General features: G+C 43.6%; 15 protein-coding genes and 1 tRNA gene. 10 read left to right on the top strand and 6 right to left on the bottom strand.

The features are described 5' to 3' along the window. Positions 1 to 162: 162 nt before the first annotated feature. From B5D77_RS12280 to B5D77_RS12270, 3 genes are read left to right on the top strand one after another with little or no spacing between them, the layout of a single operon-like run. Complete coding sequence (locus tag B5D77_RS12280; protein WP_002736838.1) at positions 163 to 990, top strand: RAMP superfamily CRISPR-associated protein; 828 nt, start codon at positions 163 to 165, stop codon at positions 988 to 990. Between the two features lie 19 nt (positions 991 to 1,009). Then, entirely contained in the window at positions 1,010 to 1,417 is a 408-nt protein-coding gene (locus tag B5D77_RS12275) for a hypothetical protein (protein WP_106908909.1), read from the top strand. A 5-nt stretch (positions 1,418 to 1,422) separates the two neighbouring features. Continuing rightward, positions 1,423 to 3,051, top strand: coding sequence for an RAMP superfamily protein (locus B5D77_RS12270; RefSeq protein ID WP_106908908.1), 1,629 nt, complete (start codon positions 1,423 to 1,425; stop codon positions 3,049 to 3,051). Positions 3,052 to 3,295: 244 nt separating this feature from the next. Here B5D77_RS12270 and B5D77_RS12265 read toward each other — a convergent pair whose 3' ends face one another. Next, positions 3,296 to 4,204 carry a transglutaminase family protein gene (locus B5D77_RS12265; RefSeq protein ID WP_106908907.1) on the bottom strand — a complete coding sequence of 303 codons (909 nt, stop codon included), beginning with the start codon at positions 4,202 to 4,204 and terminating at the stop codon, positions 3,296 to 3,298. A gap of 173 nt (positions 4,205 to 4,377) precedes the next feature. On the opposite strand from B5D77_RS12265, the gene B5D77_RS12260 reads away from it, so the two are divergent. After that, a complete protein-coding gene (locus B5D77_RS12260; RefSeq protein WP_008207249.1) occupies positions 4,378 to 5,841 on the top strand; it encodes a GTP-binding protein in 1,464 nt (487 codons plus the stop codon). A gap of 226 nt (positions 5,842 to 6,067) precedes the next feature. On the opposite strand, the gene B5D77_RS12255 is transcribed toward B5D77_RS12260, so the two are convergent. Beyond that, on the bottom strand, positions 6,068 to 6,364 hold the full coding sequence (locus tag B5D77_RS12255; protein WP_002737690.1) for a type II toxin-antitoxin system RelE/ParE family toxin: 297 nt from the start codon (positions 6,362 to 6,364) through the stop codon (positions 6,068 to 6,070). Continuing rightward, positions 6,349 to 6,537 carry a hypothetical protein gene (locus tag B5D77_RS12250; protein WP_002737442.1) on the bottom strand — a complete coding sequence of 63 codons (189 nt, stop codon included), beginning with the start codon at positions 6,535 to 6,537 and terminating at the stop codon, positions 6,349 to 6,351. Before B5D77_RS12250 ends, B5D77_RS12255 begins: the two co-directional genes overlap by 16 nt. A gap of 475 nt (positions 6,538 to 7,012) precedes the next feature. Here B5D77_RS12250 and B5D77_RS12245 point away from each other — a divergent pair, with 475 nt between their 5' ends. The 5 genes from B5D77_RS12245 (at position 7,013) to B5D77_RS12220 (ending at position 10,248) form a co-directional block, all read left to right on the top strand. Then, the gene (locus B5D77_RS12245) at positions 7,013 to 7,705 is read left to right on the top strand and encodes a Crp/Fnr family transcriptional regulator (RefSeq protein WP_008207246.1); all 693 of its coding nucleotides are present in this window, start codon (positions 7,013 to 7,015) and stop codon (positions 7,703 to 7,705) included. A 134-nt stretch (positions 7,706 to 7,839) separates the two neighbouring features. Next, positions 7,840 to 8,328 (top strand): DUF29 domain-containing protein, encoded by a 489-nt coding sequence (locus tag B5D77_RS12235; protein WP_039900719.1) that lies wholly within the window; start codon positions 7,840 to 7,842, stop codon positions 8,326 to 8,328. Between the two features lie 61 nt (positions 8,329 to 8,389). Next, positions 8,390 to 8,965 (top strand): zeta toxin family protein, encoded by a 576-nt coding sequence (locus B5D77_RS12230; RefSeq protein WP_008207240.1) that lies wholly within the window; start codon positions 8,390 to 8,392, stop codon positions 8,963 to 8,965. Then, entirely contained in the window at positions 8,958 to 9,143 is a 186-nt protein-coding gene (locus tag B5D77_RS12225; RefSeq protein WP_002794338.1) for a hypothetical protein, read from the top strand. Before B5D77_RS12230 ends, B5D77_RS12225 begins: the two co-directional genes overlap by 8 nt. Before the next feature lie 373 nt (positions 9,144 to 9,516). Then, positions 9,517 to 10,248 carry a TIGR02391 family protein gene (locus B5D77_RS12220; RefSeq protein WP_106909997.1) on the top strand — a complete coding sequence of 244 codons (732 nt, stop codon included), beginning with the start codon at positions 9,517 to 9,519 and terminating at the stop codon, positions 10,246 to 10,248. Between the two features lie 42 nt (positions 10,249 to 10,290). Here B5D77_RS12220 and B5D77_RS12215 read toward each other — a convergent pair whose 3' ends face one another. Then, positions 10,291 to 11,085: an RNA methyltransferase gene (locus tag B5D77_RS12215; protein ID WP_106908906.1), complete on the bottom strand. Its 795-nt coding sequence runs from the start codon at positions 11,083 to 11,085 to the stop codon at positions 10,291 to 10,293. A gap of 62 nt (positions 11,086 to 11,147) precedes the next feature. Continuing rightward, positions 11,148 to 11,231, bottom strand: a tRNA-Leu gene (locus B5D77_RS12210). 191 nt (positions 11,232 to 11,422) lie between these two features. Here B5D77_RS12210 and murA point away from each other — a divergent pair. Next, positions 11,423 to 12,736: a UDP-N-acetylglucosamine 1-carboxyvinyltransferase gene (gene murA, locus B5D77_RS12205; protein WP_106908905.1), complete on the top strand. Its 1,314-nt coding sequence runs from the start codon at positions 11,423 to 11,425 to the stop codon at positions 12,734 to 12,736. Between the two features lie 121 nt (positions 12,737 to 12,857). On the opposite strand, the gene B5D77_RS12200 is transcribed toward murA, so the two are convergent. After that, a complete protein-coding gene (locus B5D77_RS12200; RefSeq protein ID WP_106908904.1) occupies positions 12,858 to 13,460 on the bottom strand; it encodes a Uma2 family endonuclease in 603 nt (200 codons plus the stop codon). Positions 13,461 to 13,485 lie beyond the last annotated feature (25 nt).

Here is a 13,485-nt window from a genome sequence, read left to right as displayed (position 1 = left end):
TTCATTTTATATTTAATTCCACCCACCTACTTAGCTTTGTGCTGTCCTAATAGCCTAAATACCACGATAAAATATTAACAAAATCTTAGAAAATCCTGACATTAATATTAACCTAGTTTAGAATAATCCCCAAGCATCTAAAATACTCACTTTTACCAAAAAATGTATCACAAAAGTTATGGCATACTTGAAACCTTAGCACCCCTTCATGTGGGAGCAACCGCAGGAGAAGAAACGGGTAATCTTAACCTCATTTTTCGTGACCAATTTACCCAAACAGCAATTATCCCCGGTAGTTCTATTCGCGGCCGTTTTCGTGCCGATATGAACAATATAGATGAAAAACGTACATGGTACGGACACGAAACAATCCCAGGACAAGAAGACGGAGGAACCACCGAAGCAAAAGTTAAATTTGAATATGCTTCCCTCGTTTGGTTGCCGGTATTTTGTCCCGGACAGCCGATAGTTTGGGTCACTTCTCCCCTATTATTAAAACGCTACAAACAAATCACGGGAATCTCTGCAAAAGTACCCAATCCCTATACTGCTTCCCCTAGTTTACAAGCGCGAGTAGTGCAGGGAGTTAACCGCAATAGCAAAGTTTTATTTTTTAACTTAGGATTTCTCGAAATTGAACACTTAGAGGAGCTTTCTTCGTGGATTCCCCCGCAAGCGGATTTAAAAGCTTCTCAATTAGTCGTCGTTGATGATAACGATATATCCATGCTGCACGATATGGCACTCTACCGACAAAGCAGGGTTAAACTACTAGAAGGTCAGAAAAAAGTGGATACAGAAAAAGGAGCTTTTTTCAATGTGGAAGCTTTACCCGTGGGTAGTATTTTAGTTTTTCCCATTGCTTGCAAAGAAACAGGATGGCAACCTTTTGGAGAATCGGTAAACCAAAAAGAATTATATTTCGGAGGATTAGAATCCATCGGTTTTGGTCGTTGCCAAGTTACTATTTTAAACTACGCTAATCAATAATTACATTTTATCTAATATTATGGCTTGGAAAGAATACAATCTCGATCGCATTGCTCAGAAATTAGTTCTCGCTGCCAAACTACGAGACCGAGATTCTCTCAATCAATCTTTTAAAATGCGTGAATCCGTTTCCTATGGACTAGAAAGATTCTGGGGTGAACATCTGCGCTTACAATCTAAGGAACCCAATAAAGCACAATACTGGAAAGAAACTTGGGATAAATTAGTCGAAACCATGGCAGAAGCGGGGATTCCTATCCCTAACGATACCGTACAGGTAAATGATACCGAATCTGTTCAAGCAATGGCAGAAAAACTCTGGGAATTAAAGCTAGAAGACCAGAGAATTACCCTCGCTGTTTTAACGCAACTATGCGATTGTTTAGTTTGGTGGACTCAAAGATATAAAGGAACAAAGGAGCGATAAATTATATGGTTAATATTCCCGATATTGGTGACAAAATCCCCCTGATGTTTCGCGCACAAACCAAAGGGCGATCGCAATTACAATATATTGACTCTAAAAAAGATGAAAATGATAGCCAAAAATGGGTAAAGGAATGGATAGAACGAGTCGATGAAAATCCTCCCCAATTTGGTCAAGAAGTAAAAACCAAAGAATATCAAATATCGTGGCGATTTGTCACTAATGGGGGACAAGATGAAGGAATAATTCGGCCTGTAATGGGTGCTTATGGCATACCATTTTATCCCGGTTCCAGCATGAAAGGAGCCTTTTGTCAAGCTTGCACCCCCGAACAAAAACAACGTTATCACCTCGAAAAAGATAGCGATAACCCTAGTCTTTTGCGCTTCCATGGCGGTTATCCCGTTAATGATTGGACGGAAAATCTTTTAGATATTGTTCACCCGCAACAGGGATGGCAAGTAAAAACCCCAAACACTCGACAAAAACCCAGTGGAGAAAGTGGTTTTGCTTTAATTTCTCTCTATCAACCTACCCTAAAATTTGGCATTTCTACCTCAATAGAACAACCCGATTGGGAGGAGATTTGGACTATCTGGGAAAGAGCTTTAGAATCTGGTCTAGGATGCCGTGTTAGTAGCGGTTACGGCTTACCAAAAGACATTAAACCTTCAAAAGAACCTTTATATAAATGTTTTCTGAAAGGGCAAGGAATGGCTCCTAAAAGCCTCGATGGTGCAAGGGAATTTCGACCCAATATTTTTCGAGGAGCAATTCGCGGTCATGCCTTGCGTATTTTTGGCGGTTTAACTGATGCTAAAAATGCCGAAAAGTTAGTTAATCAGCTATTTGGAGGAATTGACGGAGAAGTAACCCAAGGTTTACTAGCGGTCGATTTTTGTGTCAAATCTCTAGACTTAGGAACCTTTGCCAAGGGTTACAAGGAACCCACCTACACAGTAACAGGAGAATTACGCTGGATTCTCACCCAATCTCTCCCCGAAAACCAGCAAGAATGCTTAAAAAAATTAATTTGTTTTCTCACTCGTTTTGCCATGTTATTAGGAGGATTTGGTAAATCATGGCGACGAGCAGATCATAGTATTTTTTATGAGGATTATTATCCCAATAAACCCTTAATTGGCTGTCATTGGCAATGGGGGGATAAAAGTTCTTTAATCAACGATAATAAAGTCAGAGATTTAACTCATGTTCATCCCTTTATCAAAGATGTTCGCACTATTGCTAAACAATGGATGTCCTTACAAAAAGATATCCTCAGAACTCCCGATAATAGTGCTAACTGGCGAGAAAGTTGGCATCCTAAAAATGTCGAGGTTTGGGGAAGAATTGCCGAAGACAAAGATGATTCCCTAGCCATAAAATGGCTTCACAAAGCCTATCAAAAATTGGATAATTTAAGTATCTATAAAACCTCGGTGACAGGAATAGTAACAAAAAATATCAATCAAGTTGGTCGTCTTTGGCATCGAATGTATCCCAAAAATAATCATCAATACCTAGAATTATTAACAATTTTTCCTGATGACTCTGATGATTGTGCTTATTTTCTAGGTTTTCTAGACGAGAATAATGGTCAAGAGGGAAAATTTCAAAAAATTTGGCCGAAATAATCCCGTTTATAGTTAAGTACCTAAGCAAAATTAATTACAAATTAGGATTAGTTGGAAAGCAGAAAAAGGGTTTCTAAAAGAAACCCTTTTTCTAATAAATTGTGTCAAATATATCTTGACAAAAATCGATAAAAATGCTATAACCCAACGGCAATCTTCGCTTTATTGCATGAGTAGAAAACGGGTTTCTTCGAGAAACCCGTTTTTTGCGATCGCCGGTCAAGAAAAAACCCGATAATTCAACCTATTCCCTCGGATCAAAATCTGGCAGCGTCCCCAACTTGCGAATGGTCACTTTAACATCCATAGACAAATAGTCATCAGCATCACCAAACCAAGAACCGGAAAGAGGTATGATTTGACCGGGATGACGAGCGATCGCCACTCGAATTAAATCAAAGCCGGCGGTAATTTGATTAGTCGGATCATAATTACGCCAACCGGCCCCCGGTAGATAAACCTGTAACCAAGCATGGGTAGCACCAGAGCCAGTCATCCCCACTTCACCACCGTCGAGGGCAGCATCGTAGAGATAGCCACTGACAAAACGACAGGCTAAACCCAATCTTCGCAAAGCTTCGATCATTAACCAAGCATAATCGCGACAAGTTCCCGACTTTAGCCGCAGGGTTTCTCCGGGGGATTGAGTTCCTTCACTCTCCCGGGCTTGGTAAGTAAAATTATCTTTGATAGCCGCCATCATTCTTGCCATGGCATCGAGGGTATCATCTTGGTCCCCCGCTACAAAACTTTTGGCCCAAGCTGCCAAGCTGCCGTCGGCATCCTCAGCGTGGGGACGCATAAACACCACTAGATCTAACCATTCATCGGGGGTGTACTGGATGGGAATTTCGATCGCCCGTTGAGCGAGGGGAAAATCAGCGATCGCTTTTAAGCCAAAATGTTCCGCCCGTAATCGACAGGTAACGATTAATTCTGACGCTGGTTCAGCAAATTCAAGCTCTACCACATTGTTAGATAGAGTATCCATAGTCCAGCGCGTTTTGGCGGCAATATTCGCTTCTACAGAATAACTGATAATTCTTTCACCGTGACCGGCACTAGGCAAAAAAATCGCCCGATGTTCCCCAAAAGTTACCGGTTTACGATAATGATAGGTGGTGATGTGTTCCAAGTCGTAGATGACACTCATCCTGATTATCCTTAATAAAGTAGCTGGTTATAATTGAAGATAAATCCCCCCTTGATCCCCCCTTGATCCCCCCTTAATCCCCCCTTGATCCCCCCTTAATCCCCCCTTGATAAGGGGGGTATCTGACAATTTTTAACACCCACCTACTTAATCACTGATAACTGATAACTGAAATGACCTCTGACCCGTCTCTCGATCGAGCTTGGAATACCGAAGACCTAGAACAAGCGCTTCGAGGTGTCGGCACTATTCAAGAAGAACTCAACTATAATCAGGCACGCAATTCTCTGAGCAAACTTGTCGAGCGTCTGGATCTTACCTCGATCGAGAAAATTGGTCTAGAAGCGGAGATCGATCGCCTGGTGGCCCTGCTAGAAAAACTCGATCGATCCCTGATTCAAATTGCCGCTTTTGGCCTGGTGGGCCGGGGAAAATCCTCGATTTTAAATGCTCTGGTCGGTCAAGAAATCTTTACGACCGGTCCCCTACACGGAGTTACCCGCACCATTAAAGGGGTAAATTGGCAGTTAAGCAGCGATGATACCTTCCCCAATCTAGCGCGTCTGACCCTGAACGGCCAGGGTAATGCTCAGGTGCAATTGCTTGATACTCCCGGTATTGATGAGGTAGATGGGCAAACGAGGGAAATTCTCGCCTGTCAGGTGGCGCAGCAGGTGGATTTAATCCTTTTTATCATCTCCGGTGATATGACCAAAGTGGAATTTTCCGCCCTGGCCAAGTTACGCGAAGCGGGAAAACCGATGATTTTGGTCTTTAATAAAATCGATCAGTATCCGGAAGTCGATCGCCTCGCTATCTATGAGAAAATCGCCTCAGAACGGGTGAAAGAATTACTCTCCCCCGATGAGATTGTTATGGTGGCGGCCTCTCCCCTCCTGACGGATACCGTCAAGGAGCAGGATGGGCGGCTAAAAACGCAACGATTTCGGGGAAAACCCCAGATAGAAGCTCTGAAACTCAAAATTTTGGAAATTCTAGAGCGAGAGGGTAAATCGCTCGTAGCACTCAATTCTATGCTGTATGCGGACGAGGTAAACGAGCAAATTGTCGCCCGCAAAATGGCTATCCGTGATCGTGGCGCTAATCAATTGATTCAAAAAGCAGTGATGATCAAAGCATCGGCGATCGCTCTCAATCCAGTGACGGTGTTGGATCTGTTTACGGGAGCAGTTATCGATCTGGCCATGATTCTCGCTCTTTCTCGCTTATACGGCATCGATTTAACTCGTCAGGGGGCGATCGCTCTTTTACAAAAAATTGCCCTCAATATGGGGGGTATTAGTGCCAGCGAATTTTTAGCGGTTTTGGGCTTAAGTTCCCTCAAAGGACTGCTTGGCCTCTCGATTCCTGCCACTGGCGGCATTTCTCTCCTTCCCTATACTTCGATCGCCCTGACTCAAGCGGGAGTTGCCGGTGTATCCTGTTACGCGATCGGCCAAGTGACGAAAACCTATCTCGCTAATGGGGCCACCTGGGGACCCGATGGCCCGAAGGCAGTGGTAGCCAGTATTCTCGATTCCCTCGATGAAACCTCGATTCTCAACCGGATTAAGCGGGAATTAGGCTCAAAATTGGCGGGTGGGGGACTTTTCAGTGTTGCCAAAGGCACGGCGTAGCCGTCCAGTAAACAGTAATCAGTAATCAGTGAACTGAAGGCAAGAGGCAAGAGGCTCCCAGAAAGAATCTGGCAATTCTCCTACCTAAAAAGAAGGGTAGAAACTGAGTAGATTAAAGCTTTTAGCTTAACAAATTTGGTATTAGATTCAGCCCTTGTGAACTGAAAATTCAAATCTGACCACTGATCACTGATAACTGATCACTGATAACTGATCACTGACTAGATCAATCCAAGAAATGCTTACTATGGACGATCGCCGCTATAATAACTACCGCCCCTTGAATTTGATAGATCAGACGGTAGGCATAGGCAGACTTTTCTCGGATGGTATCATCGCTAAATTCGGCGCATTTTTTCGCTTCTAGGGGACAATTTTCTAAAGAATAGCTTATATCAAGAATTCGACGCACGACGGCCGCCGCGTAGGACGGGGAATCTCGACTGATATAAGATGCGATCGCATCCACGTCTTCAATTGCTTTGGGCGACCAGACAAGGCGATAATTCACTCGATCAGCCATTTGTTTAAAAGACCCTCAACTTCTTCTTGGGGGATTGTATTCTCCAGAGAGGCAGCGTTCAAACTTTGACGCACCTTCTCCAGAACGTATAAATGATACTGAATATCTTCAATTGAACAATCATCGGGTAATTGATTCAAGAGGGATTCCACTTTTTGTCTAATGCTATTCATACAAGTTTGACCGAAGTTTTTAAGGAAAAGTATAAATTTAAATTATCTATCAACTATCATCTATGGCAGTTATCTTAATAGTGAGGTACGAAGTATCTGGTTTTAGGGAACAGGGAACGGTTAACAGGAGCTGGTCGCCAAGAGATAATGCCAAATTTCTTTATACTTCATCTTTAAGAGAAACGCTATATCATAGATAGAAAACTAATAGTTACGCATCCTATCTTATGCCATAGTCCCCAGAAAAGCGAGAAAAAGTTAAGAATAGATAAGCTGATTATCTAGCTTTTGTAACATTGGGGCGGGTATTCTGTTAAGAATGCTTAATAATTCCCCTATCTGCCCAATCCCCGCGACTTCTAGGCATTATTGACCAATAACCATCTAGCGGCCACAAGACACCCCCCCAATCGCAGCAATTTTTTGTTACATTAGTTTACAGTTCCCTCAACGCCCCAGTGGGTTATTAATTTTAATGTCTTCTTCGGTTCCTTCGTCGGATTTTGTACCCTTAATCGGTCAAGAAACAGAAATCTTTAACTGGGCAAAATCCCATTATCGTAACCATACCTTTGCCAAAGATGAAAAAGTAGCCACGCGCCCCGGACTGTTATACTTTGTCGAATCTGGGGCGATTCGTATTGTTGGTAAGGCACAAGTTAACGTTATCGACCAAAAATCCGCCCGTCAACCACCTATTGCCGATAGTGAGGAAGTATTTCTCGGTTTTGTGGGTGCAGGTCAACCTTTTGAGATTGTTTCTCAATTTCCCTTTCAATTACAAGCCCAAGCTCATCTAGACGGAACCGAGTTAGTCTGGTTATACTGGGAAGACCTACAACAATGGCCGCAATTGCGATCGGCTGTTATGGAAACTTTTCGCCATCAATACCAGCGTAAGTTATTTTGGTTGAGTATTCTCGGTCAAAAACGCTCCCTCGATCGATTAATGGGGTTCTTGGTTCTATTATTGGAAGAATACGGTCAACCCTGTGGGGAAGGCTATTATCTCCCCTATCCCCTAACTCACGCTCAAATTGCCAGCGCCATCGGCACTACCAGAGTAACAGTAACAAGATTAATCGGTAAATTGCGACAACAAAATTCGATCTTTTTTAAGCAGGATAATCTTATCGGATTGCCCAGTTTATTTTTGAGTCAGAATTAATTTTTCTGCGGTGTTGCTGACTCAAGCTATGAATGCCAACTGTGCATCCTATCCAAAAGTTAGTTTGGCTCCAGGTTTTAAAAACCCCACACAAGAAGATTCCTATCACAAATCAGCAACCCCAGAAATCTATTATGACCGCACAAACCCCACCATTGATCTTCATGCTCTACGAGGAAGATTTTGTTCTCTGGACAGAAAAAACCGCCGAACTTTTAAAGCGAAAAGAGTTTGACAGAGTGGACTGGGAAAATCTGATCGAGGAAGTGGAGTGCATGGGGAGAAGCGAGCGCGAAGCTGTCGAAAGTTTATTAACTCAACTATTAATCCATCTTTTAAAACTGAGTTATTGGACAACGGAAAGAGAACGAAATGCGCGTCATTGGCTGGGAGAGATAGCCACTTTTCGAGTGCAACTGAAAAAAAAGATCAAAACCCAAACGCTAAAAAATCATGCCATTAATTCCTTTGGGGAGGCCTATTCAGACGCAAGACAAACCCTAATTGATGGGAGAATTGTCGATAAAAATATAATTCCCCTAGAGTCTATATTCACTCTCGAACAAGTATTAGACGGGGATTGGTTCCCCATCGATATCGCACCTTTTCTTACGGAAATTTGAGAGCCACTGATAGTTAGTTCGAGGTTATCTCAAAATAATCTGGAGGACGACCTTTTCCCTCATGTCTGATGTTTATCTAATTGGTGGCCCCAATGGTTCCGGGAAAACCACCGTCGCTAAAAAAATTTTACCCAACTTTTTAGGCGTTATCGAGTACGTTAACGCCGATGAAATTGCCGCCGGACTCTCACCTTTTAATCCTGAGTCGGTTGCTATCCAAGCAGGACGGTTGATGTTAGAAAGACTGATAACACTGAAGTGCCAAGGAATAGATTTTGCCTTTGAAAGCACCCTGGCAGCCCGACATTTTGCCCGTTTTTTGAGAGACTGTCGCAGTTCTGGCTATAGGCTCAATCTTATTTATTTTTGGCTACAAAGTCCACAATTAGCTTTAGAGAGAGTTCACAGAAGGGTAGCCAGTGGCGGTCATAATATTCCTGAAGATGTGGTTCGTCGTCGTTATGAGCGGGGACGTATTAACCTCATGCAGTTGTATTTACCTTTATGCGATACTTGGGTGATCTATAATAATTCTGGGGATGAACCGCACTTAGTTGCTGCGTTAGGATTTAATCAACCTCCTATTATTTATAACCCAGACACCTTCCGAATCATTACCAGAAACCAAAATGACTGAACCCACCTTAACGGAACTGCATCAGAAAATCGATACAGGTGTTAGAGTCGCAATCGCAGAAGCAATTGAGAGACACCGCCTCTTAGGAGAATCTATCAGCATTTTCAAAGATGGCCAAATCGTCACCTTAACAGCCGAGCAAATTCCGCCAAAACTTGCCAAAAAAACGGAAGTGTAAAAAATTGGTTGACTGTCTCAAATTTCACTATTCATAGAAACAGTTTCACCTATCCGAGGGATTTATATAGGGCTTGCTGAATAAATGTGAAATATAGACGAGGTAAGGGTTTTAGGGTTCTGTTTTGCTCTCACAGGTGCAAGATTTTGAGAGAATCGTCGTTCAAAACCTTGCGTCTTCATCGGCCCGTGTCCTGTAGGGGCGAAGCATTCGGGCAATAACCTATCGGTGAAACCGTAGATTTTCTATCCGAATGCTTCGCCCGTACTTTTTCAGCAGACCCTATATAGATGTCGGTTTTAGCAAATTCCCGTTACGAAAATCAAAACTACATAGTACAATGGTACTGTTGTTTATTTTTCGAGGCGTAAATATGACCTTAACAGAAAAACAAAAAAACCTTTTGCAATGGATAGTTAAAGAAGTACGGGCTGGTAATCTTAAAGAGGACAGTATTTGGTACATTAGGAATCTTACAGATTATGGTTGGGTTGATTACAAGGGTTCTGATAGCTGGCCTCCTTTCACATTCGCAACGTTCGATATATTAGAAGAATATGGTTATATTAAATGGCAACAAAAAAGCCAGCATCAATACAAAGGCACTCTAACAGGAAAAGCTTATGAAGCGGTTGATTCTAACTTTGCTGAACCCAATCGCTCGGCTATTCCTCATCTAATTCCCTTGACTGAAGTTGAACATTTAGACTCCGAACTATGGGAGAGAGTCCGTTTTTCTGTGAGTGCGGGTGGAGATAATCCAAAAGCGTGGGATACTGCGATTCGCAATGCGACAGTGGTTTTAGAGGACCGCATGAGGAAACTGGGAAATATTGATAATATTAATCAAAAAGCCACGGGTAATGGTATTGTTAACCTAATTTTTGGAAGTAATAAATCTGTACAAAAAGATAAGCTTCCATCAGAAGAATTAGAGGCATACCGTGATTTATATTCGGGTACAATGAAGCTTTTTCGTAACCGTTACGCTCATCGATTCATCGATCCTAAACCAGAGGAGGGTGGAGCAATTATCGTATTCATCGATTTATTATTGAAGATGCTAGATGATTTAAATTGGGAGACAGAAAACGAGAATACATAAATCTCTAATTCTTGTCTAGTTTAACGGTGGATTACGCTGACGCTAATCCACCCTACTGTAGGATAATTGTCTTCTAGCTTCGTAGAGGATGACAGCAGTAGCGATCGCAACATTTAAAGATTCCACACCACCAAAGAGGGGAATTTTCACCGTTTCATCGGCTAAAGTCGCTAATTGGGGTGATAAACCGGCTCCTTCATTGCCTAATAATATTAAAGTCGGACGGGTAAAATCAATCTCCCAGTGGTTTTTTGTGGCTGTGGGTAAAGTCGCAATCGCTTTTACCCCCTGTGCTTGATATTTTTTCACCAAAGCCGATAAATCCGATTCTACCACCAGGGGCGATCGAAACCATTCCCCGGCGGAACTGCGGATCACTTTGGGGTTATCGATTTCGACGCTATCAAGACTTAACCAGATACCCTGTACCTCTGTAGCCACGGCAGTGCGGATAATAGTGCCGAGATTACCCGGATCCTGCAATCTTTCCAAAACTAAGCCCAATTGTAGCGGATTTTGGGGGACTGGATGAAGGTGATCACGGGCAATAGTGGCAATCACACCATCGGGATTAACCGTGGTTGCTAGGGAAGCGAGGACTTCCGGGGAAACTATCTCGACTCGTCTGGCTTGATTTTGAAGTTTCTCTGCTAATTCTCCCTGTCTTTGCTGCCACTTTTCTGTCAAACAGACCGTTTCTAGGGAACAATTCACCGCTAAAGCCGTCTCTAGTAAGTGGGTTCCCTCAATTAAGGACAAATTCTGCTCCTGTCGCTCTCTAGTGCGGTGTAGCTTGCGAATTTGCTTGATTAAAGGGTTTTGAACACTGCTAATCATAGCCAATCGGATTTTTCACCCCGCTAGGGCTGCCCTAAATAACTACGTTTTGAGGGAGATAATGCGGAACTCGGGACTTGAACCCGAAAGTCTTTGCAGACACTAGAACCTGAATCTAGCGCGTCTACCAATTCCGCCAGTTCCGCATTTTTCTTTCACGATCTCTTATTATACTATCGGACAATCCATAAGTCAAGATAGTTGAGATAATTAAGACAAAAATCGTTTTTCGAGGTAGAATCACCGATAATTCGTTCAAAAATCTGATAAGATGCAGTCTCATTTTGCTGAAGCTTTCCTTAGCCAAGACTCCCAACTAAGATAAATGAATCATCCTATGACCATCGATACCGAGCATCCCTATTTAGAAATTCAAGGTCGTCACTCTCTCCGGGGTGAAGTCAAGATCAGTGGTGCCAAAAATGCCGCTCTCGTGATTATGGCGGGAGCTTTACTCTGCTCCGACGAGTGCCAGATTAGTAATGTACCTGCCCTGGCCGATATCGAGCGGATGAGTCAAATTCTCTCGGCCCTAGGCGTGCAGGTCCGTCGCACTGGAGATAGACTAGAGATTGATGGCAGAGACCTCAAACAAGCTCAAGCGCCCTACGATCTCGTCTCCCAGTTGCGGGCCAGTTTTTTCGCCATCGGACCGATTTTAGCCCGTTTAGGAGAAGCAAAAGTTCCCCTCCCCGGCGGCTGCGCCATTGGGGCTAGACCAGTGGATCTGCACGTTAGGGGCCTACAGTCAATGGGTGCAGATGTATTAATCGATGGTGGCATGGTACACGCCCGCGTTAAGGGTAATGGTCGTCTGAAAGGGGCGAATATTTATCTGGATTATCCCAGTGTGGGAGCGACGGAAACCCTAATGATGGCGGCGACTTTAGCGTTCGGGGAAACCATTCTCGGCAATGCGGCCCAGGAGCCAGAGGTGATTGATTTAGCCAATTTTTGTGTTTCCATGGGGGCAAAAATTCGCGGTGCTGGGACCAATACAATTGTCATTGAGGGAGTTTCCCGTCTGCACAGTACCGATTATAATATCATTCCCGATCGCATTGAAGCCGGGACTTTACTGATAGCCGGGGCGATTACCCGCTCAGAAATTAGTCTTTATCCCGTGATTCCCAGCCATTTAGCTTCGGTAATTGCCAAACTGCACGAAATCGGTCCGGAAGTGGTGGAAGATGGCCCTAATCGTCTCCGGATTATCCCTAAAGACTTAAAAGCCACCGATATCGAAACCCTGCCCTATCCCGGTTTTCCCACGGATATGCAGGCCCAATTTATGGCTCTGTTAACTTTAACCGAGGGCAGTAGCGTGGTTAATGAGACGGTTTTTGAAAACCGTCTGCGTCATGTGGCCGAATTAAAGCGTCTGGGAGCAGATATCAAGGTCAAAGGAAATGTGGCTTTAGTGCGCGGTGTGCCTTTCCTCTCTGGAGCGCCGGTGATGGCCACGGATCTACGCGCTTCGGCAGCTTTGGTGGTAGCAGGATTAGCAGCCCAGGGGACTACTATTGTGCAGGGACTCCATCACCTCGATCGAGGTTACGATAATTTAGAGGGTAAATTAAGAGCATTAGGGGCAAATTTACGCCGGGTTGATCCTTTAGCCTTAGAATTGGCTACCCTGACCCAATCTTAACAGGATGATTAGTTATCGCTGTTCTATCAGTGTTGAGAATTCCCGTGAGCAACACCGATAGAACAGCGTTAATCGTGCTTAGTTGTTCTATATTGACGGAACCTTTCATCAGCGATCGCATTTACCAAATCTTAGCCATTACTAATACAAACCCCGGCAATTCTGGATCACCACTAATGGTTTCAGGAGCATTTAAAATCTCCGGTTCTCGATAGGGACGATAAATATAGACTTGGCGATTTTGGCGATCGATTAACCAACCCAATAAAGTACCATTGGCAATATATTCTTCCATCTTTTTCTGCAAACTGGATACCGTATCACTAGCAGAACGCAATTCAATCACAAAATCGGGACAGATGGGGGCAAAAGAGGCTTTTTGTTTTTCTGTTAAAGCATTCCAGCGTTCTAATTTAATCCAAGCAGCATCCGGTGAACGAGTCGCGCCATTGGGCAGCGTAAAACCCGCACTAGAATCAAACCCAAGCCCCGTTCCATCTAGTTCTGACCAACTCCCCAGTTGCACAGCTATATTAAAATTGCGATTACCCGTATCTGAAAAAGCAGGAGGCATAACGATCACTTCTCCACTAGCGCTGCGTTCAATGCGTAAATCTCGATTGGCTAAACAAAATTCATAAAACTGCTCCTCCGTCATCGGCATAATCCAAGGAAGATCAATCATCAGAGGAGCCGAGGTCGCTTGCACAAGTAGTGTCGTCATATTTTCGCCCTACTCAAGAATTACA

The organism is Microcystis sp. MC19, assembly GCF_003019735.1.
GTDB lineage: Bacteria > Cyanobacteriota > Cyanobacteriia > Cyanobacteriales > Microcystaceae > Microcystis.
This window is presented reverse-complemented; position numbering and strand designations above follow the sequence as displayed.

Bases quoted from the DNA above. Each gene is read 5' to 3' on its own strand.
- B5D77_RS12225 (WP_002794338.1), top strand. From the start codon at position 8,958: ATGACTGAACCCACCTTAACGGAACTGCATCAGAAAATCGATACAGGT.
- B5D77_RS12280 (WP_002736838.1), top strand. From the start codon at position 163: ATGTATCACAAAAGTTATGGCATACTTGAAACCTTAGCACCCCTTCAT.
- B5D77_RS12245 (WP_008207246.1), top strand. From the start codon at position 7,013: ATGTCTTCTTCGGTTCCTTCGTCGGATTTTGTACCCTTAATCGGTCAA.
- murA (WP_106908905.1), top strand. From the start codon at position 11,423: ATGACCATCGATACCGAGCATCCCTATTTAGAAATTCAAGGTCGTCAC.
- B5D77_RS12255 (WP_002737690.1), bottom strand. From the start codon at position 6,364: ATGGCTGATCGAGTGAATTATCGCCTTGTCTGGTCGCCCAAAGCAATT.
- B5D77_RS12270 (WP_106908908.1), top strand. From the start codon at position 1,423: ATGGTTAATATTCCCGATATTGGTGACAAAATCCCCCTGATGTTTCGC.
- B5D77_RS12215 (WP_106908906.1), bottom strand. From the start codon at position 11,085: ATGATTAGCAGTGTTCAAAACCCTTTAATCAAGCAAATTCGCAAGCTA.
- B5D77_RS12200 (WP_106908904.1), bottom strand. From the start codon at position 13,460: ATGACGACACTACTTGTGCAAGCGACCTCGGCTCCTCTGATGATTGAT.
- B5D77_RS12260 (WP_008207249.1), top strand. From the start codon at position 4,378: ATGACCTCTGACCCGTCTCTCGATCGAGCTTGGAATACCGAAGACCTA.
- B5D77_RS12275 (WP_106908909.1), top strand. From the start codon at position 1,010: ATGGCTTGGAAAGAATACAATCTCGATCGCATTGCTCAGAAATTAGTT.
- B5D77_RS12250 (WP_002737442.1), bottom strand. From the start codon at position 6,537: ATGAATAGCATTAGACAAAAAGTGGAATCCCTCTTGAATCAATTACCC.
- B5D77_RS12265 (WP_106908907.1), bottom strand. From the start codon at position 4,204: ATGAGTGTCATCTACGACTTGGAACACATCACCACCTATCATTATCGT.
- B5D77_RS12220 (WP_106909997.1), top strand. From the start codon at position 9,517: ATGACCTTAACAGAAAAACAAAAAAACCTTTTGCAATGGATAGTTAAA.
- B5D77_RS12235 (WP_039900719.1), top strand. From the start codon at position 7,840: ATGACCGCACAAACCCCACCATTGATCTTCATGCTCTACGAGGAAGAT.
- B5D77_RS12230 (WP_008207240.1), top strand. From the start codon at position 8,390: ATGTCTGATGTTTATCTAATTGGTGGCCCCAATGGTTCCGGGAAAACC.